This is a genomic window from Enteroscipio rubneri (assembly GCF_963929405.1).
GTDB classification, from domain to species: domain Bacteria; phylum Actinomycetota; class Coriobacteriia; order Coriobacteriales; family Eggerthellaceae; genus Enteroscipio; species Enteroscipio rubneri.
Map to the genome: position 1 here is coordinate 1,247,631 of NZ_CAWVIN010000003.1, position 22,901 is coordinate 1,270,531.

Here is a 22,901-nt window from a genome sequence, read left to right on the forward strand (position 1 = left end):
AACGTGCCATCGACCTGGAGCTGCGTCGTTTTCGATGCAGCTCCATCTGCGCGCAGTACGCCCCGCATGCGCACGCGTAACGCATGGGAGTTCCGAGTGCGCCCCGAGCGCATCGCACCGCTGTTCCCTCTTGCGTCGTTCAGCCGTTGCGGCACCGTAGCCCCCCGGTGGTCGTGTCCGCCCTGCGCCGTGCGTAGAATGATGCGGACAAGACGCGCGGGCGCGGCCCGTGCCGCTCGGAAGGAAAGGAGCGATCGATGGATATCGATATTTTGGAGGAAGAAACTTTGCTCGACGACTCGACGGCCGAGGCCGAGCAGGCCCGCATGGCAGCCGATGATCTCCGTCATATCGAGGAAGAAGTCAAGCAGGAGGCCGAGGCCTCCGTCGAGGACTTCGACGATGAAGGCGACGAGAAACGCTCGGTCGAGGCGGCTGGCACCGCGTTCGACTTCGACAAGGCGGAGAGCATCACCGCCAGCATCGAAGACGATGTCGAAGAAGGCATCGAAAGCGATAGCTAAGAGCTTCATCCCCATTGTCGGTACCGGCCGCCCGTGCGCGTTGTGCAGGGGCGGCCGACCGCTGTTGTTCGTCGTGCCGTCTGCGGATCCGTGCGCCCGTGCGTTCCGCACGGGCGCACGACTTCCGTCTCCATGCAACCGTATGGTCGCCGTTACCCCACGGCATCCGACGCGCCGCGCCGCTTGGCTAGAATGCAAGCTTCAGTGGTGATACGCAGGCGAAAGGAGCACGACCATGGTTGATCGAGCATACAAGACCGGCGACGCATCCGTCGACATGAAGAACGGTGCGAAGGACATGGCGCACGATGTCAAAAACAACGTAAAGGATGCCTTCCATGAGGCGAAGGCGGGCGTGAACGAGCGCAAGGCCGAAGACGAAGCCGCCAAGCGCGAACACGACATCGCCCAGAAGACCGGAGATCCTGCTGCGGCAATGCGCGCTCAGCAGCACGAGCAGCGCAAGGATGAGAAGGGCGAGGGCTTCCTCGACTCCGTCAAGGAGTCGCTCGGCAAAGCGGGTGAGGCGGTCAAAGAGGCCGCTGTAGATGCCAAGGACAACGTGAAGCAGGGCGTGGAGAACATGCGCGAAGGCCGCTAGCCAGCACGCTCGTCCGCAGACGACGACGGCGAACCGCAGTCGCCGCCTTCGCCGTCGCCGTCGGGCGCGCTTGGCAACGAGCGCGTCCGGCACCCCGAGGCCCGCAGCCGAGCTGCGGGCCTCTTTGGCGGTCCGATTCCCATGTTTCGACGGAAGCTCGCAGTTGTGGCATACTTTTCAATATGCGGATCAACGTCAGCTCCTACATCTCCGGGTCGTCCCCTGTCCATGTGTGCGATGCGCGCGTGAAAATCGTGTTGCTTGCGGCGTACTCGATCACGCTGTTTTTCGTGCGCACATGGACCGGGCTCGCGGCATGCGCGCTGCTGTTCTTCGTCGTGGCCGCTGTCTCTCGCATCCCGCTGCGACGGTACTTCGCGCTGCTCGTTCCCGTGTACGTCATCGTGGGGTTTACCATACTCTTCAACGGGTTCGCATTCGATGTCTCCCAGGCGACTGCGAGCGGTGCACCTGCGGGTTTGGGAAACGTATCCGCCGGGGTGCTGTCTGATCTGCCGCCTATCGCGCTCGTCGGCTCGTTCGGCTTCGTGCCCGCCGGGTTCGCACGCGGATGCTTCTTTGCGCTGCGCATCGTGCTGCTCGTGGTGGCCAGCCTCGTGGTGACGTACACCACTACCTCCACTGAACTGACGGCGGCGCTCGGCGATTTTCTTCGTCCGCTGCGGCGGTTGCGCCTGCCTGTCGACGATATCGCGACCGTGTTCTCGCTCGCACTTCGGTTTATCCCGGTGACGGCTGAAGAATTCGGTCGAGTGCATGATGCCCAACAAGCGCGTGGCGCCGCCTTCGACGACGGCCCGCTTTGGGAACGTTTGCGCGCGTGGCAAACCGTGCTCATCCCGCTGTTCGTCGGACTGTTTCGCCGCGCCGATGCGCTTGCCACGGCCATGGATGCCCGCTGCTACGGTGCGCCTGAGGTGGCGCGCACATCGCTCGCGGATCGGCGGTTCGCGCCGCGCTCGGTTGCCGTCCTTGCAGGCGGCTTGGCTGTTTGCGCTGCGCTGGCCGCGCTTCTGTAATGCGCCGATCTCGTATGCGGCCTGGCGCCCCTCATTCGAGTCTAACATCCGAGGACTACCCTTCGGGAATGCAGATGGCGCGCCGCTTCGCGGCTTCGTCTTGGACGATCGACAGCCGGAGCATGTCAAGAGCCCGGACGCGAAGGGGAGGGGGCGTCCGGGCTCGGTAGGCGGTACCGCCGCGGGTATGCGCCCGCGGCGGCAGAGGATGGCGCTTACTCGGCGCCGGCCAGCTTACGGCCGGTCACGTAGCCGAAGGTGAGGCACGTGCCGCCCAGGTTGTGACCAGGGAAGTGCGTGGAGTAGCAGTTGTTGTACATGTCGCCCACCGTGGAGCCCAGGCAGTACAGGCCCTCGATGACCTCGTCGTCGGCGTTCATGACCTGCAGGTTGTCGTTGCAGCGGATGCCACCGGTGGTGGACAGGAACCACGGCGTGCACTCGATGCCGTAGAACGGGCCCTTCTTGATGGGCAGCAGCAGCTCTTTGCGCTTGCCGAATTCCTCGTCGACGCCTGCGTCGCAGTAGCCGTTATACGCCTCGACGGTCTTGAGCGTCTCATCCTTCGGCAGGCCCAGCTTCTCCACCAGCTCCTCCACGGTGTCGGCCTTGATCATCTTCACCGGGATGTCGCCCGAGCCGTTCATGTTGATGGTACCGGGGCCGTCCACCACGGTCTGCCAGTAGGCGCGCACGTCGTCGGGCGTGTCGAACACCTTCGGGCCGTCTACGTAGCGGTGGTTCTGCCACTGCGGCTCGTTCGCGTAGTCGTCGTCCCAGATGGCGAACGCGTGGTTGCCTTTCTGGTGCATGAGCGCCAGGCCGCCGTGCGAGATGACGTTGTCCTCGTTGTCGTAGCGGCGGCCGTCCTCGTTCACCATGAGGCCCTGGAACGCGCGCACCTGGCGCGTGATGGAGCGCCACTGGAAGCAGAAGATCATGGGTGCGGGCGTCTCGCTCTTGTCGACCGCGGCGCCGGCCCAGTACGCCATCTTGTGGCCCGAGCCGTCCCAGATGCCGCCGAACTCGGTCTGATGCGCCGCCCAGGGGATGAACTTTTCCAGCATGTCCTTGTCTTGGCCGAAGTCGCCCGTTGCGATAACTACGCCGTTCTTGCCGTTGACGCGAACGTAGCCGTCGCCGCTCTTCGCTATGACGCCCACCACCTTGTCGCCGTCCTTCGCGAGCTGCTTCGCTTCGGTGGAGTAGCGGATGTCGACGCCGGCTTTCTCGCAGTACAGCGCCATGTTCGCGCACACGTCCTGCTGCGGGTTGTCGTCGGGGCCCTTGCCGTTGGGACCGTCGAGGAACTCGTGCGTGCCGGGGAACTCGCCGTTGATGTTCTCGGGGTCCTCGTACCAATGCTCCATGACGGGGGTGAGGTCGTCGCCGCCCACGGAACTGGCCGTGGTCATGCGGTCGATGAGCCAGTCCATGGCCTCGCCCGAGCGGTTGAAGTGCAGCATCCACTTGCGGCCGTCCACGCGGTAGGAGTGGTAGCCCATCATGCGCTTGTAGCGCTGGGCCACTTCTTCGACGGAGCACGCGTAGCCCTTCTCCTTCGTCAGCTTCGAGTTCATGGCGTAGATGGAGCCGCCGCGACCGATGACGTGATCCATGCGCTCGATCATGACGACATTCGCGCCGTTCTCGGCCGCCGAGAGCGCGCAGCACAGGCCCGAGAATCCGGCACCGATGACCACGATGTCGGCGTCCACGGTTTCGGTAATGTCGCTTTCAGGAATGGGGTCGGGTGCGACCTCGAAATCGTACGCGCCGCCGCCCTTGCTGTCGGAACCCGACGACCCTGCCGAGCCGGACTGAGGCTGCGCAGCGCAGCCGGAAAGCGCGCCCACGCCCGTGACGGCGACCGCACCTGCGGCACCGGTGGCGAGCGCACCCTTCAAAAAGCTGCGCCGGTCCATGTTCAGAATGCCGTTGTCTTTCATTGCGAATCCCTTCCTCCCTTGCGGTGTTCGCGGCATGTCCTTCGGACTTGCCGCTCGACCGACGCCCTCCGCGCCGGACGATGGGGGCACCCTAGCATGACGCGTCGATGCGTTTCGTCCCCCCGCGGCAGGGAAAACGGCGTTTTCCCTGTTTTCACCCTACAGGGTGAGACGTTGAGCGGTATGCTATGCGAAAGGAGAGAAGGGGAGGTCATGCCGAACGATCAGGTTCGCACGCTTTTCAACGCTCCGAACGAGCGTCGTAGCGTAGTAGCGGGTATCGTGCAGTCTGGCGCGGGACGCGGACGCATCGCCTTGACGATGGCGTGCTACACAGTGTGGATGGTCGCCTGCTGCTCCGGCCCGGCCGTGGCCGTGCAGCAGGAGCCGGGCCTTGGCGCGGAGGGGGCGGGGCTGCCAGCATGGATGGGGCCGTTGGCTGTGATGGCTGTGGCCAGCCTGATCATCGCGCTGTGGTTCAAGCGTACGAGGAAAGTGCCCGAGGGAGTTTCCTGGCTCATGGCCCTCGCGTCCGTCATGACCTTGGGCTCGGCGCTCCATTTGGTCTGGGCGCTTGATAGGTCGCTGCCCTTGGGCGCCGACATGGCGCTTTACGTTGCCATGAGCGTGCTCGTTGGGATCGGAGCGGCGCTGTTTCGCGTGGAAATCGATCGGGTATTCGGTTGGATAGGCACGCAGCAAACACTGTACCAGGGCATGATAGGAACAGCGGTGGCCATTGCGGTCTTCGTGTTCTGCTCGTCTGCGGGCGACTCCGGTCAGGCGCCCGTGGCGCTCTACGGGCTCGCGCTCGCCCTGCCGTTCGCATCCCAAGCTCTTTTGCGCCATGTGGTTCGCGGGTTTCCTCGCAGCCGGTACTTCGCGCATGGCAAGGACGTGCCGCTGCCGTTTCCCGCTACATTCGTCGCCACGTCAGGCGTGCAGGGCGTCGCAGCCGGCATGCTGTACATGGGCCTGTTCCTCTACGGCGGGGGCATAGTGTTCGGCTCGGTTGAGATACTGGCCGGCCAGCTTGCGGCGGCGACGTTGCTGCTCGCCACGCTCGTGTTTCTGCGCATGGACTTCAATCGCCTCATCTACAAGGTGGCGTTTCCTTTTGCGGCGGCAGGGTTCGTGCTGCTTGCCGCCGCTCCGGCGTTCCAGACGATCGGCGTCATGGTGCTCATGGCCGGCTTCTGCTATCTCGATCTCGTGTTGTGGAGCTTGGGCGCGTGCCTGATGAAGAACATGGGCCTGCCGGCCACCTGGATAGCCAGCTGCCCGGGCGCGGCGCTGTTCTTCGGGGCGGTTGCCGGAGGGCTGCTTGCCGCTCTGCTGCTGGATGGTCGGGTGCTCGGCCAAGCGCTCGTGCTTGGGAGCTTCGTTGCCTGCTTTCTGCTTGCGGCGGCGTTATTCCTTTCGAGCGGCAGCAACTTGAAGTATGGATGGGGGACGGTGCAGCCGGGGGAGGGAGGGCCGGAGATGGGCGAGCTTGCCGGCGTAGCTCGCTTCTCCGCGATAGAGCATGGTCTGACGCAGCGCGAGAGCGAGGTGATGGTGCTGCTTGTGCGGGGCAAGGCGCGGCGTGCGATCTGCGAGGAGCTCATGGTGTCGCCCGATACCGTGAAAACCCACGTGCGTGCCGTGTACCGCAAGTTCGACGTGCACTCCCAGCAGGAGCTCATCGATTATGTCGTACGAGAGCGGGAAAGCCTCGCCCCCGACGATTCCGAGCGACTGCTCGGCACGTGAGGCCGCTGTGCAGGTCGCCCCTCCAGCACCTGCCAGCTTCCCTCGGCTCTTGTCGACTCCTGCCAAGATCTCTCAGCTTTCCCAACTCCTCTCAACGATCAACCGTTTATCGCCGGTGTTGTGGGAAACGCTCGCAAAGCGGGGGATTGCGCTTCCGACGTGCTATGATTGCCGATAGGGTCAGACTTCGCCGGAACGGTCCGGCGAGGCGGATTGCTTGAAATCACAAGGAGGCATGCATGAGCGTCATCATCGATGTGTTCGGCCGCGAGGTTTTGGACTCGCGCGGCAACCCGACCGTTGAAGTGGAAGTCGTGCTCGAAGACGGGTCGTTCGGGCGTGCAGCTGTCCCTTCGGGCGCTTCGACCGGCGCGTTCGAAGCGGTGGAGCTGCGCGACTGCGATAAGGGCCGCTATTTGGGTAAGGGCACGCTTGATGCGGTGGCTCACGTGAACGAGGAGATTGCCGACGCGCTCATCGGCCTCGAAGCTGACGATCAGCGTGCAGTGGACGACATCATGCTGGCACTGGACGGAACCGACAACAAGGGGGCGCTCGGCGCGAACGCCATCTTGGGCGTCTCGCTGGCATGCGCGAAGGCGTCGGCCGAATCCGCCGAGCTTCCTCTGTACAAATACGTGGGCGGTGTGAATGCGCACCTGCTGCCCACGCCTATGATGAACATCCTGAACGGCGGCGTGCATGCCGACAACAACGTGGACTTCCAGGAGTTCATGATCATGCCGGTGGGTGCCCCCACGTTCGCCGAGGCGCTGCGCTGGTGCGCCGAGATCTACCACACGTTGAAGAAGGTGCTGCACGACGCGGGCCTCGGCGGCGGCGTGGGCGACGAGGGCGGCTTCGCCCCAAACTTCACCACGAACGAGGAGCCCCTTGAGTACATCGTGAAGGCCTGCGAGGCTGCCGGATACGCACCCGGCAGCGACATCATGTTCGCCATGGACCCGGCTTCCACCGAGTTCTACGACGCCGAGAAGCAGAAGTACGTGCTGGCCGGGGAGGGTCGCGAGCTCACGAGCGCCGAGATGGTGGATTATTGGGAGGCGCTTGTCGGCAAGTACCCCATCATCTCCATCGAGGACGGCATGGCCGAAGAGGATTGGGACGGCTGGAAGGCGCTCACCGAGCGCATCGGCGACCGCGTGCAGCTGGTGGGCGACGACCTGTTCGTCACGAATTCCCAGCGTCTGGCCAAGGGCATCGAGATGGGCTGCGCGAACGCCATCCTCATCAAGGTGAACCAGATCGGCAGCCTCACCGAGACGCTCGAGGCCATCGAGATGGCGAAGCAGGCCGGCTACGCTTGCGTCATGAGCCACCGTTCCGGCGAGACCGAGGACACCACCATCGCCGACCTGTCCGTGGCGTGTAACACGGGCCAGATCAAGACGGGCGCGCCCTGCCGCAGCGATCGCGTGGCGAAGTATAACCAGCTGCTGCGCATCGAAGAAGAGCTTGACGCTGCCGGCGAATACGCCGGTGCGGGCGCGTTCTACAACATCAAGCGCTAACCAGCCCCGATCCAGCGGTTCGACATTCGTGCGAGCCGTAGCCGGCGTCTCGGCGGGCGGGAGGGGACGACTCAGGCTCTTCAACGGTGCCAGGTTCGATCGGGTACGGGCTCCTCGTCCCGCTACCATGCAGGGGAAGCCCTCGCAAGCGCGAAGCTTGCGAGGGCTCGGGAAAGCAGTGCAGGGCGAGGCGGCTCGGTATGCCCTTACTGCACGCAGGTTTCGTAGGCGCTGCGGGCGGCGGTGCGGCCGGAATTACAGTTGTTGGCGTTGCACGAGGCGGGCACGCTCATGGTGTACGTCTCGCGATACAGGTTGCAGCCGTCGGTACCGGCTGCGTATAGGCCGGGAATGGGCTCTCCTTTAGCCGTGATCACTTCCATCTTGCGGTTCGTGTCGACGCCGCCGATGGACGTCCAGAACGCCATATCCTGGCGAAAGATGTAAAACGGGGCGGTCTTGAGCGCGACAAGGTCTTCAGCCGTCTTGTTGAAGTCCTCGTCGACCGCCTTGCCGCACAGCTCGTTGTAGCGTTCGACGGTTTCTTCGAGCGCGGCGGCATCGAGGCCCTGCAGCTCAGCCAGCTCTTTGATGCTGTCGGCCCGGTACACGTTTTCACCAGGGCACTGCTCGACGGCTTCGTCCATATCGGCCTGCAGCCCTTCGTAGCCGGTGCGAGCGACAAACTCGTCGATGACGTCTTTGCTCATTACCAGATATGACGTGGCTTGCGTGTGCACGGCATTGCCGACGCATTGCGGCACGAAGGAGCCGCATCCCTCGTTTGTGTAGCGTTCGGCATCCTGGTTGACCCACAGCACCGGCCCGCCGCGGTGGATGGTCTGGCTCATGTCGGCGAAGAAGTCGATGCCGTAGGAGTAGGCCTCGCGCAAGAAGCAGCGCTCGCGCGAGACGTCGTGCGCACCGGCAGAGACGGCCATGCGCAAGCCGTCGCCGTCGTGGCCCTCCACGCCGTTGTTGTGGGAGTAGGTGAGGTTCCAGCCGCGTTCGGCCATGGTCTCCGCGTTCTGGGCGTAGCCGCCGGAGGTGAGGATGACCGCTTTGGCGTTCACCTGCAGGATGCTGCCGTCCTCCTTCTCAGCGTAGAGGCCGCGAACAGCACCGTCCTCGATGACGAGGTCGAGCGCGGGAGTCTCGGTCATGACGGTGGCGCCCAGATTCTGCGCGCTTTCCAGCATCGGATCGATGTAGTTGCTGCCGCGACCGTCCACGAACCAGTGGAAGCAGTCGAACTTGCCTAAGCCGTGGTAGTCGTCCACCACGCCGGAGAACTTCACGCCGTGCGACGCCATCCAGTCTATGTTGTCGCCGGAAGCATCCACCATGTCCTTCCACAGCAGGTTGTTGATGCGATAGTTGAAGAACTCCTGCTCGGCTGCGATGATATCGGTAAAGGTCACGCCGTCGCCCACGCCCAGCTGCTTCTGCATCTGCGAGTTGATGGCAAACATGCCCTCGGTCAGTCGCCCATTGCCGCCCGTCTGCGTGCTCTTCTCCAAAAGCAGCGTCTTCGCTCCCAGCTCGGCGGCTTGAACGGCGGCGGCCACTCCCGACGAACCCGATCCCACGACTACGATGTCCACATCCATGGTTTCGCTTGGCTCATACGTTGCAACCTGGTTCTGCGCCGCAGTATCCGCCTCCGTATTGCCCTTGGCGCTGCATCCGCCCAGCATGCTCACAGCAGCAATTGAAGCGGCGGTCATGCCCGCTCCCTGCAAGAACCTGCGTCGCGTGACGTTCGTTTCCCTCATGATGTCCCTCCTTGTACCGACCTGTGTTCACCAAGACGCTCTTTCTTGCGTTTTTGATTTTTGTTCGCGAGCCTCAAGCGCCTCAGGGCATACGATAGGCGTACGCAGGCGTTCGAGCCATCCGCTTCCGCGGTGGATTTTCGGGCGAAAAAGGGAAATGCGTGTCGGCTATTGCAGGGGATGGGGTGCGATCGTGCTTGGTCGAGCAGGGAAAACGGCACAATATGCAAGCGATGCGAAAGCGGGTGATTGCAGGCGGATCGATCGCTTGGATGCGGCATCCGTACCAAAGAGCAGTCCGTATTCGGCCGAGTGGCTGGTGCTCCATTGCTTGGGGTTCGGGGCATGCTGGGGCTGGGTGCATGTCGCATTCTTCTCGACGGTGTTATGGGGAGACGCTGGCGAAGCGCTGAGCCTGAGCGCCTGGCTCATCAACGTTTTGACGAACGGATGCGCGATGGTCGCGTTTGGCTGCCTCTCGCTGCGCTTCGCACCACTTGGGAGGATCCGCGCACTCGGAGCGATCCTGGTGGTGTTTACCGCTGCTGGCACGCTGGGCCTGGCACTCGGGTGTTCCTCGTCTGACATGCTCGTCTATATCGCTTCGGTCGCGTCGGGGGTGGGTACCGCCGGGCTGCTGCTCTTGTGGGCGGAGGCGTACCGCAGCATACCGCCGACGTTGGCGAAGCGGCGGACTATACCGGCCGCGATGGTGATGGGCGTGTTCTATTACCTGCTCATCAATATGCTGCCGGGCATCGCAGCCGTTATCGCCACGATGCTGCTGCCCCTGATATCCGTTGCAATGCTGTATCAGACACAGCGAATGGTCCGGACTGATGATGAGGCTGAGGCCGCCCACGAGGATGAGACGGCGCGAGAGGCTGGGACGGCGCCCGAACTGTCGCAGGGGGAGGATGCGGCGCGCCATGGCGCGCATCGGCCCGGTCGCTCATGGCGCAGCGCGCTCCCCGTTCGCTTTGCCGTCTTTACGGCTGTGTATTGCCTGGCGCCGGGTTTCATGCGTGGGCACACGTCGGCGCTGCCCTTCGCATCGACGGGCGGCATCGGGGAGGCGATGTTCGCGGGTGTTGCCGTGGTAATGATCGCCGTTGCTGTTGCCAGTATCGTCCTGTTCGGGAGAACGAAGATCGACCTCGCCTACAAGCTGGTCGTACCGCTTATGGCGGCTGGTTTGCTGCTGCTGCCGTTTCTGGCCGCGGGTCAGGAGGCGCTCGCCGCTGTGGCCATCATGTCAGGGTACATTCTATTCGAGATGTACGTATGGGCGTCGCTGACCGACATGGCGTCAAACGTGGGAGCCCCCAACGCATTTGTATTCGGTATCGGAAAATCGGGCATGAACGTGGGTTTGCTCATAGGAACGTTCGTCGGATTCAACTTCGGTTCCAGCTCGTCCATGCTGTTCGTAGGCGTGTCGGTGCTCATCGTGTACCTGTTCATCGTTATGGAGAGCGTTGCATCTCCCGGCATTGGCGTCGCGCTGTCCCTTGAACGGCCCGACGAAACGTCGGGCGCCGCTGTGGCGCCCGAGAAGGTAACCCTTGCCGAAGCCGCCCAAATGGATTTGTCCGAAGTGTTCGACGCCATGCTCAAAGAGCGCTGCGCGGAGGTTTCACGCGTGCACGGTCTGTCTGCGCGGGAGACCGAAGTGCTCGCGCTGCTCGCGCGCGGTCGAAGCCTCCAATCCATCGCTGATGCTCTGTGCGTGGCGTATAGCACCGTGAAAACCCACACCGATCGCATCTATGCGAAAACCAATGTGCATTCGCGCCAGGAGCTGATCGCGCTGCTTGAAAAGACAGGCGAATGAGCACGATGTTGCAGTCTTTTACGCTTCCTGCCGCTCCACGAACGATCCCATGAGGTGGCGCGTCACGTCGGTTCTGCTCACCGTGCCAACCAGTACGCCTTCTTCTACGACGGGCGCTTTCTTGATGCGCTTGGCGCCGAGGATACGGCAGACGTCTTCAATGGACGCATTGGCATCGATCGCAACGACGGTGGGAGTTGCAAGCTCCATGACGTTCAGCTTCATGACCTCGCTCAGCCGTTCGTTGAATTCATCGTCGTCGCGGTAAACCGCCAATCCATACGCCAGGTCGTAGCCCGAGGGCTTCTGCACGGCCAGCGTCTTCATAATATCGCCGTCCGAGATGAACCCCACCACGTTATTGCGCACGTCCACGACGGGCAGCCCGCTTGTTTTGTGCTCGAGAAGAAGGTGCATGGCTTCGTGCACGGTCGCCGTGCTGGGCACGGTGAAGGCATCGTGTTTCATGATCGTTCCCACGTCAGGTTTTGTAGGCAGCGGCGTGGGGGCGGTGGCCGTCTGCGGCGCCTTGGCGCGCATGCTCTGCGCGTAGAAGAACGAGACGAGCAGGCCCGCGAAGGCCACGGCCGCAGCTGTGGCGACAGCCGATGAAAAGCCGTACGCCTGCGCGGAAGAGGCATCGGCGCCCGAGGCGGCTGCGCCGGCGGATGTCGTCGAGAGGATGCCGATAAAGAGCGAAGGTCCGATGCAGGCTGCCACCTGGATGAAGGTGTTGATGATGGCCACGCCGTGCGAGTTCTGCTCAGGTTCGAGCGTTTGAAGCCCCGCAGTTTGCGACGGAGAGAAGATCAGCCCGACGCCCGCGTATACGGCGATCGATCCGACCAGCACGGCAGCCCACGACAAACTCGGTGCGATGAGGCAGATGGCAAGCTGCCCGACTGCGATGAGGGCGAAGCCCACCGGGAGCAGCGGCCATGCGCCGCGCCGATCCATGGTGCGACCGCCTGCAAGCGCCGTGCCTGCATTCACGAGAATGGGCACGAGCAGCAGGGCGCCCGAGGCGAATGCTGTCATGCCGAGCGATCCCTCAAAGTACAGCGGCAGAAGCACGCTCATAGAGAACGTGGTCATCATGGCTACGACCACGAGGATGCAGGCGAGGGAAAAACGAGGGTTTCGCAGAGGGCTCAGGTCGAGCAGCGGATGGGTCAGACGCCGCTGGCGAAAAACGAAGCCGGCAATGCCCGCCAGACCAAGGGCCATCGCGATCAAGGCAACCGGCAGGGCCGTGGTGACGACGGACAGGCCGTATACGAGTGCGAACAGGCCGAGGGCCGAAAGCGCGACCGACATCAGGTCGAGCTTGACCTGCTCGGGTTCAGCTATGTTTCGAATCAGCAGCGCACCGCACACCACCAGCAACACCACGATGACGGCGGAGGGAAGAAAGACGCTGCGCCATCCGAATGCCGTCACCATGAGGCCCGACACGACGGGGGCGAAAGCCGGGCCGAAGGTGATCATGCAGCTTCCGATGGACAGGTAGGTTCCCAGCCGCTTGCGTGGCGCGACGGCCAGCACGGTGCTCATCATGGCCGGGATGAAAATCCCCGTGCCGATGGCCTGCACGAGACGGGCGACAAGCAGCACGGGAAATACGGGCGCAATCATGCAGGCGAGTGATCCGACGATCAGAAACCCCGCAGCGCCAAAAAACAGCGAGCGGAGGCGCAGGCGCTTCGAGAGGAAGGCGGTTGCCGTGACGACGATGGCGGTGACGATCATATATCCAGTGACCAGCCACTGCGCCATTTCGGCACCGATGGAGAACTCGCCCATGATGCTGACGAGGGCGACATTGACGATGTTTTCGTTGAATGCGGCTACAAATGCACTGCCGTACAGCACGGCAAGCATGGACATACTGTTCGATTGAACCATGAAGAAAAGATCCTTTCCTTGCTCCGGCGCGCGGCGGTAGGCGAAGAAAGGCAAGCGGCCGCGCAACTGGACTTACGTTGTGCAACTGCTCGTTGGTAAGAAGATTGTAGCGGAAAGCTTCTCACATCTGAGGGCGAACGCGGGAAAACGATCATGTTCGACCGGTGGAAGGACGAATGCGCCGGGTTGGTAATATTCTCGAAGCGCTATAATAGCGGCATCGGACAGCAGGTGCGGGCGGTGGCCGCTTGACGGGCGTTCAAGGCGGTGCGGGTCCGTGCTTTCATGGGAGGATCGCCATGCCAGAAATGATCTCACTCGAAGAAGCGCGCGCGCTCGTGCTTGCACACGTCGAGCCCCTGCCAGTTGAAACAGTTCCCGTTCTCGATGCCGTTGGGCGCGTTGCTGCGGTCCCGCTTGCCAGTGATATCGACATCGCGCCCTTTGCCCATTCGGCTATGGACGGTTTCGCGGTGCGGGCAGGCGACCTTGCTGCTGCAAGCGCCGAAACCCCCATTGAACTTGACGTCATCGCCGAGATCGCCGCGGGGGATACGTACGAAGGTCCTCTGGCGTCCGGCCAATGCGTGCGCATCATGACGGGCGCGCCGTTGCCCGACGCGGCTGACGCCGTGGTGAAATACGAAATTGTGGACGTGGTCTCCGGAGACGGCATGCCGGGCAGCCGCGTGGCGTTTACCGCTCCCACGAAGGTGCGCTCCAACGTTCGCGAGGCGGGCGAAGAGGCCAAGGCCGGCGAGGTCATCGTGAAGGCCGGCGAGGTGGTGGGTACGGCGGGCGTCGGTTTTCTTGCGGGGTGCGGCGTCGTTGAAATGCCAACCTATTTACGGCCGCGCGTTGCCATCATTTCCATCGGCTCGGAGCTGGTCGATCCCGACCGGGTGCCCGCGGGCGGCAAGATTCGCAATTCCAACAGCTACGCGCTGGCCGCATGCGCAAAGGCGGCCGGGGCGCTGCCCGTCATACTGCCTATCGTCGAGGACACGCATGAGGCGTTGGCTGCGGCGGTGCTGCACGCCGTCGCCAACTTCGACTTCGTCGTCACAAGCGGCGGCGCGTCGAATGGCGACTTCGACTTCATTAAACCTGTGGTGGAAGAGCTGGGCGCATTGCTCATGACAACGGTGAACATGCGGCCCGGCAAGGCGCAGACCTTCGGCATCGTGAACGACATTCCCGTGTTCGGCCTGCCCGGTAATCCGGCGGCCGCCTACGTGGGGTTCGAAATGATCATCCGTCCGGCGCTGCGCAAAATGCAGGGCTATACACATTTCGAGCGTCCGCACGTACGGGCCAGGCTGACCCGCGATGTCAAAAAGAAGGATCCGCGCCGCATCTTTATGCGATCGACGCTCTACCGCAACGCCGAGGGCGCCTACGAGGTGGAGCCGGCGCAGAACCAAAGCTCGGGCCTGTTCGGCGTCATCCAGCGGAGCAATTGCATGGCCATCATGCCCGAAGGGTTGGAAGGCTGCACGGCGGGTTCGCTCGTCGAATGCGTGCTGCTGGACGTGCCCGAAGAAATCGTGCTGTAGAAGGGAAGGATCGATGTCCGAAAACCCCCTCCGCTTTGCGCTTGTCACCTGCTCGGACACGCGCGACCTGAAGCGGGATACCGCCGGTGCTGCGCTGGAGGCGCTCATCAGTCAGCACGGTTGGGAATGTGCAAGCCACGTGGTGGTGAAGGACGAGCGTGCCGCTATTGCCGCCGCCATTGTGCACGCCTGCGACGAGGTGGACGCCGACATCGTGCTGACCTGCGGGGGCAGCGGCCTTTCGCTGCGGGATGTGACGCCCGAGGCCACGATGGACGCGTGCGACCGCAATGTGCCCGGCATCGCCGAGGCCATGCGCGCGCACTCGCTGGCCATCACGCCGTACGCCATGCTCTCGCGCGCGTTGTGCATGCAGCGCGGCCGGCATTTGGTCGTCAACCTGCCCGGCAGCGAGAAAGCTGCCCGCGAGAACTGGGGCGGTATCGTGGATGCGCTCCCGCATGCCGCTCGCATGATGGCCGGCGAAGGTCACTGATCGTTGCCGTTCCGGCCTCGTTCTGCACACTTTTATGTCTGTGCGTTCTGTTTTCCGAGGGTACCTTGCGATTTCGCGTACGATACAAGTATAATGCCTGTTCAGGTTTCGCCAGATGCACCTATATTCGCAAGTTAACTTCATCGAACAGTCTGCACAGACGCAAATAAATGTGTCAGACGGGTCGCCCGGATAAGATGGGGCGGATCGCTTGTGCGGACTGCGATTCCTAGAATCCCACCGTCATGTGCAGGTTGTAGAAGACGAGGCGCGTGACGAACACGGCGGCCAGAACGAGCGCGCTCGCCGTGATGCGCAGCGCGAGTGTCGACCGGGCCGGTTGCACGCGGCGCAGCGATAAGCCGGCGGCGGCTATCCCGGCGAGTCCGAGCGCGAAGTGCGCGACGATGGCCATGGGATAGCGTGGCGCGAGAGCGGTGGCGGTGAACTCGTAGTTCGCCACCGAGGCGAGGCTTGCCTGGTGCAGGGCGAGCACGATCGTACCTGCGACAAGAGCAGCTGCAGCCACGACGACGAGAGCGCACTCGAGCCATCGCACTCGGATGCGGGCGATCTGCAGGAACAGCGCTCCGAGCACCGGTCCCGCCAAGAGCGCCGAAAGCGCGAGATTCGCGGGCGTGTACGGCGTACTCCACGTGGGCACGGTGGTCACGTCGTAGGCAAGTGATGTCCCCACGATCAGTGCGATTCCCGCAAGGCAGGCCAGCACGAGCCACGGCTTTGCAACCGCATCGGGAAACCGTTCCTTGAAGGCCATCATCCAATACGATCCAACAAGAAGCAGGAATACGACTGCGGCCAGCACCTCGTTGGAGAGCGGTGAGCGGCCCACCCCCGAGAACACGTGCAGCGCGTTCGCCGGCGTGCCGAGGTGCGTCGCCGACGCGATGAATCCGACGAGTACGACTGCGAACGGCAAGGAGATCATGCGATCGATACGGACGGCTGCCGCATGGTCGTGCGCTCCCAGGCGCGCGATGGCGAGCGAAAGGAACGCCACGACGCCGGCCGGTGCGAGCGAGGTGAACACGGCAAGCGAAAGCCCGTCGAAACCGCTTGTCATAGTCCTGCCTCCGCACGGTTCACGATAGATCCGCCCTTTTCGGCAGCACACTCGGCTGCAGCTGAGGGCAAAATGAGCAGGTTCGGGCTCGTTGCGCTCTCGTCGGGCATGGGCACGATGGAGCGCACGGTTCCAGGGTGGCGTTCGGACAGTTCGTAGGGCGTTCCGAAATCGAGCGCACGCAGTGGGCATGCTTCGACGCAGATGGGAGTCAGACCTCGAGCGACGCGCTCGCGGCACCCGTCGCATTTGGAACTGCGCTTGAGGTCCTCGTCGATGCGGGGGGCATGGTAGGGGCAGGCCATGGTGCAGTAGCCGCATCCGATACATTTGGTTGTATCGGGCCAGACCAGTCCTAGGTCGTCCTTGTGCATGGCGCCCGTCGGACACACTTTTGTGCAGGCGGGTTGATTGCAGTGGTTGCAGGACAGCGAGATGTGGTAGGCAAAGACGTCCTGGGTTACGGTGTTGTCGGGCGCTAATTCGCATGAGCCGCCCTCGTAGTCGATGACGCGTCGAAATGTCCGATCGGCATCAAGGTCACGGTAATCCTTGCATGCGAGCATGCAGGTTCTGCATCCCGTGCAGCGCGTATTGTCGAAGAAGAATCCTCGGGGCATGCGCAGGTTCGCTTTCGTTGCGGGCGGTACCTATTTCTCGTCTCGTTCGAACTCAGTATACCCGAGTGCCCGCGCAAGGACGCGGGCACTCGGAAGAACGGGTATGGAGGGAGCTTCGAGGCTGCTCTCGCCACACCGCGATTCGAAGCTTTAGGCGCCGGCAGCGACCAGGGTCACTTCTTTCTCGTTGGCGATGGCGCCGGTCGTGTCACCGGGTTCCTTCGCCGCCGGGCAGGCGTTGATGGCGATGGACGGTGTGGTCTCGTCGCCTGTGGGCATGGGCGCGATGCCGTCCACGGTATCGGCGTGTGCGGCGCGCAGCTCCTCGATATCGCCGAACTCGAGTGCGCGCAGCGGACAGGCTTCCACGCAGATGGGACTCAGGCCTGCGGCAACCCGGTCGGCGCAGCCATCGCACTTCATGCCGAGCTTCGTCTCCTCGTTGAGGACGGGCACGTTGTAGGGGCAGGTCTCGACGCACATGCCCGCGCCGGTGCACTTCTCGTCGATGATGTGGACGAGGCCGGTGTCGGCGTCCTTCTCGATGGCGCCGGAGGGGCAGTTCGCCATGCACTGCGGCATGGCGCAGTGGTTGCAGCCGAGCGACACGTGGTAGGCGTACGTGTCGGACGTGTACGTGCCGTCCCCGGCGTCCGTCCATGTGCCGCCCTCATAGTCGTACACGCGGCGAAACGCGATGGTCTGGGGCAGGTCCTTGTAATCCTTGCACGCCATTTCGCAGGTGCGGCAGCCCGTGCAGCGCGCGCTATCGAAGTAGAATCCGTACTGGGTCATGGTGTCCTCCTTTCTTTAAGCCTTGGCAACTTGAGCGATCATGGAATGCGCAGGTCCATTGCCCTTCGCGTAGGGCGTGGGCTTGTAGGTCGTGAGCGTGTTGACGCATGCGCCCTCGTCGACCCGGTCGCCGTTCATGTCGGCCTTGTGCCAGGCTCCCTGGGGGATCGCGATGGTGCCCGGAACGATACGCGGTGTCACCTTCGCCTCGATGCGGATTTCGCCAGCCGGGCTCTTCACCGATACGGTGTCGCCTTGGGCGATGCCACGTTGCTCTGCGTCGGCAGGGTTAATCCAAAGCTGCTGGCGCGCCACCTGCTCGAGCTCGGGGATGAAGCCGAAAGACGAGTGCGTGCGGCTCTTGTGATGGAAGCCTGTGCAGTACAGCGGATACTCGTCGTTGACGCTGCCATATCCCTGGAAGCCGGGCGTGAACACCGGAATGGGGTTGATGACTTCGTCCTCGGCAAGCTCCCATGTGTTCGCGATCTCGGCCAGCGTTTCGGAGTAGATTTCGATCTTGCCAGAAGGCGTCGCCAGTGGGTTCGCGGTTGGGTCGGTGCGGAATGCCTCGAGGCCGATGACCGGTTCGAGTGTGCGCTTGTACACGCCCTGCGCCTTTATCTCGTCCCACGTGGGCATGTTGCCATCGGCTTCGGCGCCCTGCTCGTAGAGGTACTGAATCCACTCGTCATGCGTGCGGCCCTCGGTGAAGTCGTCCTTGATGCCGAACTTGTCGGCGATGTCGGCGCACACGTCGTAGCTGGAGCGGCACTCCGCAGGGGGCTCCTGAGCCGGGCCACCCACGACGACGGCGGTGTAGAACTCAGAGTAGCCCTGGGTCTGCATGTTTAGCTGTTCGGAGCGCATGGCATCGGGCAGCAGGATGTCGGCGTACTTGGCCGAGTCGGTCATCACCGTGTCCCACACCAGGATGAACTCGCACTTGCTCTCGTCGGCGAGGATCTCGTGGGTGTAGTTGATGTCGCCATGCTGGTTGGTCAGGCAGTTGCCGGCGTAGTTCCAGATGAACTTGATGTCGTTGTTCAGCTTTTCAGCGCCCATGACACCCGCGTTGGTGGCGGTCATCTCGTGACCGTGATCCACCGCGTTCACCCACTGGTAGACGGGGATGGTCGTGGTGATGGGGTTGGAGAACGGGATGCCTCCCACCAGGTACGTAGGCGGCTCGGCCTCGCGCTGGCCGGTGTTCGTGCCGGGCAGGCCAAGCTTGCCGATAAGGATGGGCAGCATGCAAATGGCGCGCGTGGTGTCCTCGCCGTTGGTGTGACGCTGCGGACCCCAGCCCTGCACAATGAACGGAGCCTCGGCGGCCGCGATTTCGGCCGCAAGCGCGCGGATGGTGTCGGCGGGAACCTGCGTGATGGGGGCGGCCCATTCGGGCGTCTTCTCGACCATGTCGTAGCCGGTGCCCATGATGTAGTCCTTGTATGACTTGTTCTGGCCCTTGGCGGACTCGGGCATGGTGTCCTCGTCGTAGCCCACGCAGTACTTGTCAAGGAACTCCTTGTCCACCTGGTCGTTGGCGATCCACTCGTGCGCGATGGCCGAGCACAGCGCCGCGTCGGTCCCGGGGCGGATGGGAAGCCACTCGTCCGGGTGGCCTGATGCGGTCTCGTTCAGGCGGTAGTCGATGCTGACGACTCTGCCGCCGCGGCTTTCAACGGCCTCGCGCACCTTCGCGAAGTCCCATACGGCGTTCGCGCCGCCCATGCGGGTCTCGGCCGGGCTGTTGCCGAACATGACGACCAGATCGGACGCGCGCTCGGCCTCGGAGAACGAGGACGCGTTCACGGCATCGTAGGGGCTGAACGCGGTGGCGGGCTTTTTGAGCGTGACGTGGTTGCCGTCTTCGTCCAGGTTCGCCGCGCTGCCGTACATATGCGGCATGATGGCCTGCAGCATGTTGGTGGAGTAGTCGTAGCCCTGGTTGATGTAACCGCCCAGCATGCTGAGCAGGCGCAGGCCGGGCTGCTTGCCGGTGGAGCTGTACATGCCGGTAGCGTAGTTCACGTAGATGGCGTCGTTGCCGTAGGTGTCAATGACGCGTTTGAGTTCGCTTGCGATGGTGTCGATGGCCTCATCCCAGCTGATCTGCTCAAACTTGCCTTCTCCGCGCTTGCCTACGCGCTTCATGGGGTGCATCAGGCGGTCGGGGCTGTTTAGCCATCGGCGCATCGAGCGGCCGCGCAGGCAAGCGCGAGCCTGCAGGTCGGCGTCGCCTGTGTTGTCGGACTCCATGTACAACACTTTGCCGTCCTGGGAATGCCATTGGAAAATGCAGTTGCCGCCGCAGTTGACGTTGCACTGGCTCCACGAGATCTGATCTGTTGTCGCGGTTTCGCCTGCGCCTGCGCCTCCCTCGCTTTGGGGCGAGCAGCCGTACAGCGCGCCGGTTCCGGCGGCGCCGGCTACGGCAAGGCTCGCAAGCGACCCTTTGACGAACGTGCGGCGCGAAAGCGTCGTTTCGTTCATGACCATAGTTCCCTCCTTCGATTCGGTTGTTCCTCTCGCCCTTCAAACGATATCGTAGTCGAAGTTGGCAGGAATCACACCTGACATGTGATTTAATAGAATAAGGCCAGGTCGGTTGAGTGTGGCATCGCATTGTCACCGGTTTTCCGAAAAGTGCAGCAGTCGGATAAGGTAGTATGGCGATGCGCGGCCCGGTATGGCGCCGCGGGGTTGAACGTGAAGGAGGAGGCGATGGAGCGGCGGGCTGAAGGCGCATGGGGGCATGCGCATGTGTCGAGTTGGGGCTACGCTTGCTTCCTCACGGTGAACGCCACCTCCACGTGGGGAGGCATCTTCCCGTTTTTGCCTCTTGAATTCCAGACCGCGGAAGTCACGCTCACGTTCTTCCTTGCGCAAGCCCGCCTTCGGCGGGGCATTCGTGGCAAGTATGTTGGGCGCATACTGTTTTCCCCACGGTGCGCGGAGGATGCTCGTGTCGCTGAGCGCGGTGCTCGTGTTCTCGGGTTCGGCATGCCTTATCGCCGCCATGTACGTAACGGCCGCAACGCTTTTGCTTGTGGCTGGTGGCGGCGTGCTGCTCGGCATCGGCTGTGCAGGTCTGTTCATGCTGTGGCAGCGTTACTTCGCATCGCTGCCTCCGGAACCGGGCAATCTGCGCCTGATCGTGGGCACGGCTCTTGCGCCGCTCGTCTACTTTTCGCTGTACCTTGTCCCCATTGCGCTCACGGCGTTTCTCGTTCCCCTCGTGTTCGTGCCCTTGTGCGGGCTGTGCATTGCGCTCTCGGTGCGCGAGATGCGCACCGACCAGCCCATGTTCGAAGACGTTCCCCGCCAGCATCCGCGCGTGTACCGCCAGGCTGTCGCCGATTACTGGCGCAGCGCTCTGTGCGTGGGATCGCTCGCTTTCGCGGGAGGCGTCATCCGTGGTATCGCGTTGCTGCACGAAGAGATAGCCACGGTGGTGAACAGCGCTTCTATGGTGGGTTCGCTCGTATCTGCCGTGGTGTTGCTGGTACTGTGGTACCGAATGAGCTTCCGATTTGGACTGACTTCGGTATTCCGCGTGACGTATCCGCTTGTCATCACAGGATTTCTGCTGTTGCCTTTTTTGGGTGGGGCATACTTGAACCTGTTCGCGGCGTTCATGTACATGGTGTTCTCGCTCGTGCAGATGCTCATGATGATGCAATGCGCTCAGGTGTCGCGCGACCGTGGCATCAATCCCGTGTTCATCTACGGCTTCTTCGGCGGAATTGCGTACATCATGCAAAGCATGGGGTTTTTGCTCGGATGGGTGAGCGATTTCGTTTCGATGGGCGGACGCGAGTGGCTATTCTTCGTGGCTGTCGTGTCGAGCTGGGTGCTGGGGCTCACGTTGCTTGCGGCGTCCGGCACGTTGTTCAAGCCGCTTGCGTCGAAGGGCACCGTGTCGGCCGATCCTATCGAGTTTCTGCCGCTCGCGCGCGAAGGCGAAGCGGCTATCGTGCATGCAGGCGAGGAGGCTGCCTCGAGGGCGCGGTGGCTGACGGACGCAGGCGAGCGAGGCGGGCGCATCGCAGAAAAGCACGGGGAAGGGACGACTGACGCACGTCGCGGCGTCGGAGCCGATGGGCGTTGCAGCGCGGGGGGCGATAGGCGTTGCGGCGCCGAGACGGAAAGCAGGCGTGGGGTTCGGGAGGGCAGGCGCGGTACCGGCGCGGCGGACCCGGAGAGGCCCTTGCCGAAGGCGCGCCGCAACCGTCCGTCGGCATCGGAGGGTGCCGGCGTCATCCGCGACCGCACGTCGAAGCAGTGTCGTGCGCTCCAGGAGCGATTCGGCCTCTCCTCCCGCGAGACGGAGGTTATGGAGCTTATCGCCCGCGGCAACAGCATGGCCGCCATCGCGGAGCGACTGGTGATCAGCGAAAACACCGTGCGCACGCATGCCAAGCACATCTACACGAAACTCGACATCCACAAGCGCCAAGAGCTATTAGACATGCTTCACGAGCTGGACGGGTAGGTTGTGCGCGCGGGCAGCTCTCGCATCTCATACTCGTCGAGTGCAGGGTGATGGTCGGACGTTCCTCATAGGAAACGCTGTCTTAGGCGCAAATGCCGGATTCGCAGGTATGACCTCAGAGTGCGCCTCATCTAGGGGTCGGGAAAACTCGGCAGGTGAAAACGAAGGGCCGAAGCAAACGGACAGCGCTCATACGACTGCGCCAGATTTGCGAGCTGTGCGAGCTGTTCGCCTTGGGGAACTTGCAATTCCGCGTATCTTGCCCGCATCGTGCTTTATCACGCATTGCCGGAAGTGCCGAAGCGCAAGCTAGCTGCATTAAGCAGCTCGCACAAGCGCAAAAACATGCCGAATGGATTGCGTTCGCTGCTAAACCACCATTGACATGGCACCGGATGTCTTCCTAAGGTTCCGCCCCTCGGTCATTGCGCTCGGACATCCTTCGGCCTATCTATCGATCTTGGTTCGGCAGCAAAATTCGCGAATTCTGCGAGAAAAACGAGGTATGGGAGGGCTAGCAAGCCTTCGGATCCGCAACTCCATCGCGCGACCTGCGCAAATGCAGCCGAAAAAATCGTACGCCCCTCGCAAGAAGCCCAAAAGCCGGCTTCGGGCCTCCCATACCTCGTTTTCTTGACAGAATTTGGCTTTTCAGCTGCCGAACCAAGATCGTAAGATGCAGCGCGGCAAGTTTTAGTCGGTTGCAAGACGCAAGAATACCCTTTGTTCGGTGCGAGGTTGGTTTTAAGAGCCTCACTTAGGTGCCGTGCATCCTCACATAGGGGGTGGTAGGGCGAAACACCCTACCACGCAGGATTGCCCCGATGCGTTTCAGGTTCGAGAATCTTCTGAGCCACGCGAAATGAATGCGCGGCAATGTAAGGCGGTGCAGGGCGCGCGGCCATTCGAGGCAGCTCAGAGAGGCGCAAGGAGGAGCGGA

Annotated in this window: 16 protein-coding genes; 9 read left to right on the forward strand and 7 right to left on the reverse strand. The window is 62.8% G+C overall.

Going from position 1 to position 22,901, the window contains the following annotated elements:
- The first annotated feature begins 257 nt into the window (after positions 1-257).
- From ABGT83_RS12165 to ABGT83_RS12175, 3 genes are all read left to right on the forward strand, one after another.
- The gene (locus tag ABGT83_RS12165) at positions 258-524 is read left to right on the forward strand and encodes a BAG1 BAG family molecular chaperone regulator 1 (RefSeq protein WP_103263814.1); all 267 of its coding nucleotides are present in this window, start codon (positions 258-260) and stop codon (positions 522-524) included.
- Positions 525-759: 235 nt separating this feature from the next.
- A complete protein-coding gene (locus ABGT83_RS12170; protein ID WP_103263815.1) occupies positions 760-1,125 on the forward strand; it encodes a hypothetical protein in 366 nt (121 codons plus the stop codon).
- A 182-nt stretch (positions 1,126-1,307) separates the two neighbouring features.
- Complete coding sequence (locus ABGT83_RS12175; RefSeq protein WP_103263816.1) at positions 1,308-2,165, forward strand: energy-coupling factor transporter transmembrane component T family protein; 858 nt, start codon at positions 1,308-1,310, stop codon at positions 2,163-2,165.
- Positions 2,166-2,380: 215 nt separating this feature from the next.
- Here the strand turns inward: ABGT83_RS12175 and ABGT83_RS12180 are convergent, their stop codons facing one another.
- Positions 2,381-4,114 carry an FAD-dependent oxidoreductase gene (locus ABGT83_RS12180; protein WP_103263817.1) on the reverse strand — a complete coding sequence of 578 codons (1,734 nt, stop codon included), beginning with the start codon at positions 4,112-4,114 and terminating at the stop codon, positions 2,381-2,383.
- Positions 4,115-4,327: 213 nt separating this feature from the next.
- Between ABGT83_RS12180 and ABGT83_RS12185 the strand changes: the two genes are divergently transcribed.
- Positions 4,328-5,866, forward strand: coding sequence for a response regulator transcription factor (locus ABGT83_RS12185; RefSeq protein ID WP_346687814.1), 1,539 nt, complete (start codon positions 4,328-4,330; stop codon positions 5,864-5,866).
- 239 nt (positions 5,867-6,105) lie between these two features.
- Complete coding sequence (eno, locus tag ABGT83_RS12190; RefSeq protein WP_103263819.1) at positions 6,106-7,398, forward strand: phosphopyruvate hydratase; 1,293 nt, start codon at positions 6,106-6,108, stop codon at positions 7,396-7,398.
- Positions 7,399-7,604: 206 nt separating this feature from the next.
- Here eno and ABGT83_RS12195 read toward each other — a convergent pair whose 3' ends face one another.
- A complete protein-coding gene (locus tag ABGT83_RS12195; RefSeq protein WP_346687816.1) occupies positions 7,605-9,173 on the reverse strand; it encodes an FAD-dependent oxidoreductase in 1,569 nt (522 codons plus the stop codon).
- Between the two features lie 268 nt (positions 9,174-9,441).
- On the opposite strand from ABGT83_RS12195, the gene ABGT83_RS12200 reads away from it, so the two are divergent.
- Positions 9,442-11,007 carry a helix-turn-helix transcriptional regulator gene (locus tag ABGT83_RS12200; RefSeq protein ID WP_346687817.1) on the forward strand — a complete coding sequence of 522 codons (1,566 nt, stop codon included), beginning with the start codon at positions 9,442-9,444 and terminating at the stop codon, positions 11,005-11,007.
- Positions 11,008-11,025: 18 nt separating this feature from the next.
- On the opposite strand, the gene ABGT83_RS12205 is transcribed toward ABGT83_RS12200, so the two are convergent.
- A complete protein-coding gene (locus ABGT83_RS12205) occupies positions 11,026-12,912 on the reverse strand; it encodes an MFS transporter (protein WP_346687819.1) in 1,887 nt (628 codons plus the stop codon).
- 299 nt (positions 12,913-13,211) lie between these two features.
- Between ABGT83_RS12205 and ABGT83_RS12210 the strand changes: the two genes are divergently transcribed.
- Together ABGT83_RS12210 and ABGT83_RS12215 are read left to right on the forward strand one after the other, a co-directional pair.
- The gene (locus ABGT83_RS12210) at positions 13,212-14,468 is read left to right on the forward strand and encodes a molybdopterin molybdotransferase MoeA (RefSeq protein WP_103263821.1); all 1,257 of its coding nucleotides are present in this window, start codon (positions 13,212-13,214) and stop codon (positions 14,466-14,468) included.
- Between the two features lie 13 nt (positions 14,469-14,481).
- Entirely contained in the window at positions 14,482-14,964 is a 483-nt protein-coding gene (locus ABGT83_RS12215) for a MogA/MoaB family molybdenum cofactor biosynthesis protein (protein WP_103263822.1), read from the forward strand.
- 229 nt (positions 14,965-15,193) lie between these two features.
- Here ABGT83_RS12215 and ABGT83_RS12220 read toward each other — a convergent pair whose 3' ends face one another.
- The 4 genes from ABGT83_RS12220 to ABGT83_RS12235 form a co-directional block, all read right to left on the reverse strand.
- Positions 15,194-16,048 (reverse strand): dimethyl sulfoxide reductase anchor subunit family protein, encoded by an 855-nt coding sequence (locus ABGT83_RS12220; protein ID WP_346687822.1) that lies wholly within the window; start codon positions 16,046-16,048, stop codon positions 15,194-15,196.
- Positions 16,045-16,668 (reverse strand): DMSO/selenate family reductase complex B subunit, encoded by a 624-nt coding sequence (locus ABGT83_RS12225; RefSeq protein WP_103263824.1) that lies wholly within the window; start codon positions 16,666-16,668, stop codon positions 16,045-16,047. Before ABGT83_RS12225 ends, ABGT83_RS12220 begins: the two co-directional genes overlap by 4 nt.
- A gap of 150 nt (positions 16,669-16,818) precedes the next feature.
- A complete protein-coding gene (locus tag ABGT83_RS12230) occupies positions 16,819-17,463 on the reverse strand; it encodes a 4Fe-4S dicluster domain-containing protein (protein ID WP_103263825.1) in 645 nt (214 codons plus the stop codon).
- Positions 17,464-17,478: 15 nt separating this feature from the next.
- On the reverse strand, positions 17,479-19,965 hold the full coding sequence (locus ABGT83_RS12235; RefSeq protein ID WP_346687823.1) for a molybdopterin-dependent oxidoreductase: 2,487 nt from the start codon (positions 19,963-19,965) through the stop codon (positions 17,479-17,481).
- A 466-nt stretch (positions 19,966-20,431) separates the two neighbouring features.
- Here ABGT83_RS12235 and ABGT83_RS12240 point away from each other — a divergent pair, with 466 nt between their 5' ends.
- Positions 20,432-21,961 carry a helix-turn-helix transcriptional regulator gene (locus ABGT83_RS12240; protein WP_346687824.1) on the forward strand — a complete coding sequence of 510 codons (1,530 nt, stop codon included), beginning with the start codon at positions 20,432-20,434 and terminating at the stop codon, positions 21,959-21,961.
- Positions 21,962-22,901: the final 940 nt, after the last annotated feature.

Bases quoted from the DNA above. Each gene is read 5' to 3' on its own strand.
- ABGT83_RS12215 (WP_103263822.1), top strand. From the start codon at position 14,482: ATGTCCGAAAACCCCCTCCGCTTTGCGCTTGTCACCTGCTCGGACACG.
- ABGT83_RS12175 (WP_103263816.1), top strand. From the start codon at position 1,308: ATGCGGATCAACGTCAGCTCCTACATCTCCGGGTCGTCCCCTGTCCAT.
- ABGT83_RS12220 (WP_346687822.1), bottom strand. From the start codon at position 16,048: ATGACAAGCGGTTTCGACGGGCTTTCGCTTGCCGTGTTCACCTCGCTC.
- ABGT83_RS12195 (WP_346687816.1), bottom strand. From the start codon at position 9,173: ATGAGGGAAACGAACGTCACGCGACGCAGGTTCTTGCAGGGAGCGGGC.
- ABGT83_RS12180 (WP_103263817.1), bottom strand. From the start codon at position 4,114: ATGAAAGACAACGGCATTCTGAACATGGACCGGCGCAGCTTTTTGAAG.
- eno (WP_103263819.1), top strand. From the start codon at position 6,106: ATGAGCGTCATCATCGATGTGTTCGGCCGCGAGGTTTTGGACTCGCGC.
- ABGT83_RS12165 (WP_103263814.1), top strand. From the start codon at position 258: ATGGATATCGATATTTTGGAGGAAGAAACTTTGCTCGACGACTCGACG.
- ABGT83_RS12230 (WP_103263825.1), bottom strand. From the start codon at position 17,463: ATGACCCAGTACGGATTCTACTTCGATAGCGCGCGCTGCACGGGCTGC.
- ABGT83_RS12210 (WP_103263821.1), top strand. From the start codon at position 13,212: ATGCCAGAAATGATCTCACTCGAAGAAGCGCGCGCGCTCGTGCTTGCA.
- ABGT83_RS12225 (WP_103263824.1), bottom strand. From the start codon at position 16,668: ATGCCCCGAGGATTCTTCTTCGACAATACGCGCTGCACGGGATGCAGA.
- ABGT83_RS12170 (WP_103263815.1), top strand. From the start codon at position 760: ATGGTTGATCGAGCATACAAGACCGGCGACGCATCCGTCGACATGAAG.
- ABGT83_RS12235 (WP_346687823.1), bottom strand. From the start codon at position 19,965: ATGGTCATGAACGAAACGACGCTTTCGCGCCGCACGTTCGTCAAAGGG.
- ABGT83_RS12185 (WP_346687814.1), top strand. From the start codon at position 4,328: ATGCCGAACGATCAGGTTCGCACGCTTTTCAACGCTCCGAACGAGCGT.
- ABGT83_RS12205 (WP_346687819.1), bottom strand. From the start codon at position 12,912: ATGGTTCAATCGAACAGTATGTCCATGCTTGCCGTGCTGTACGGCAGT.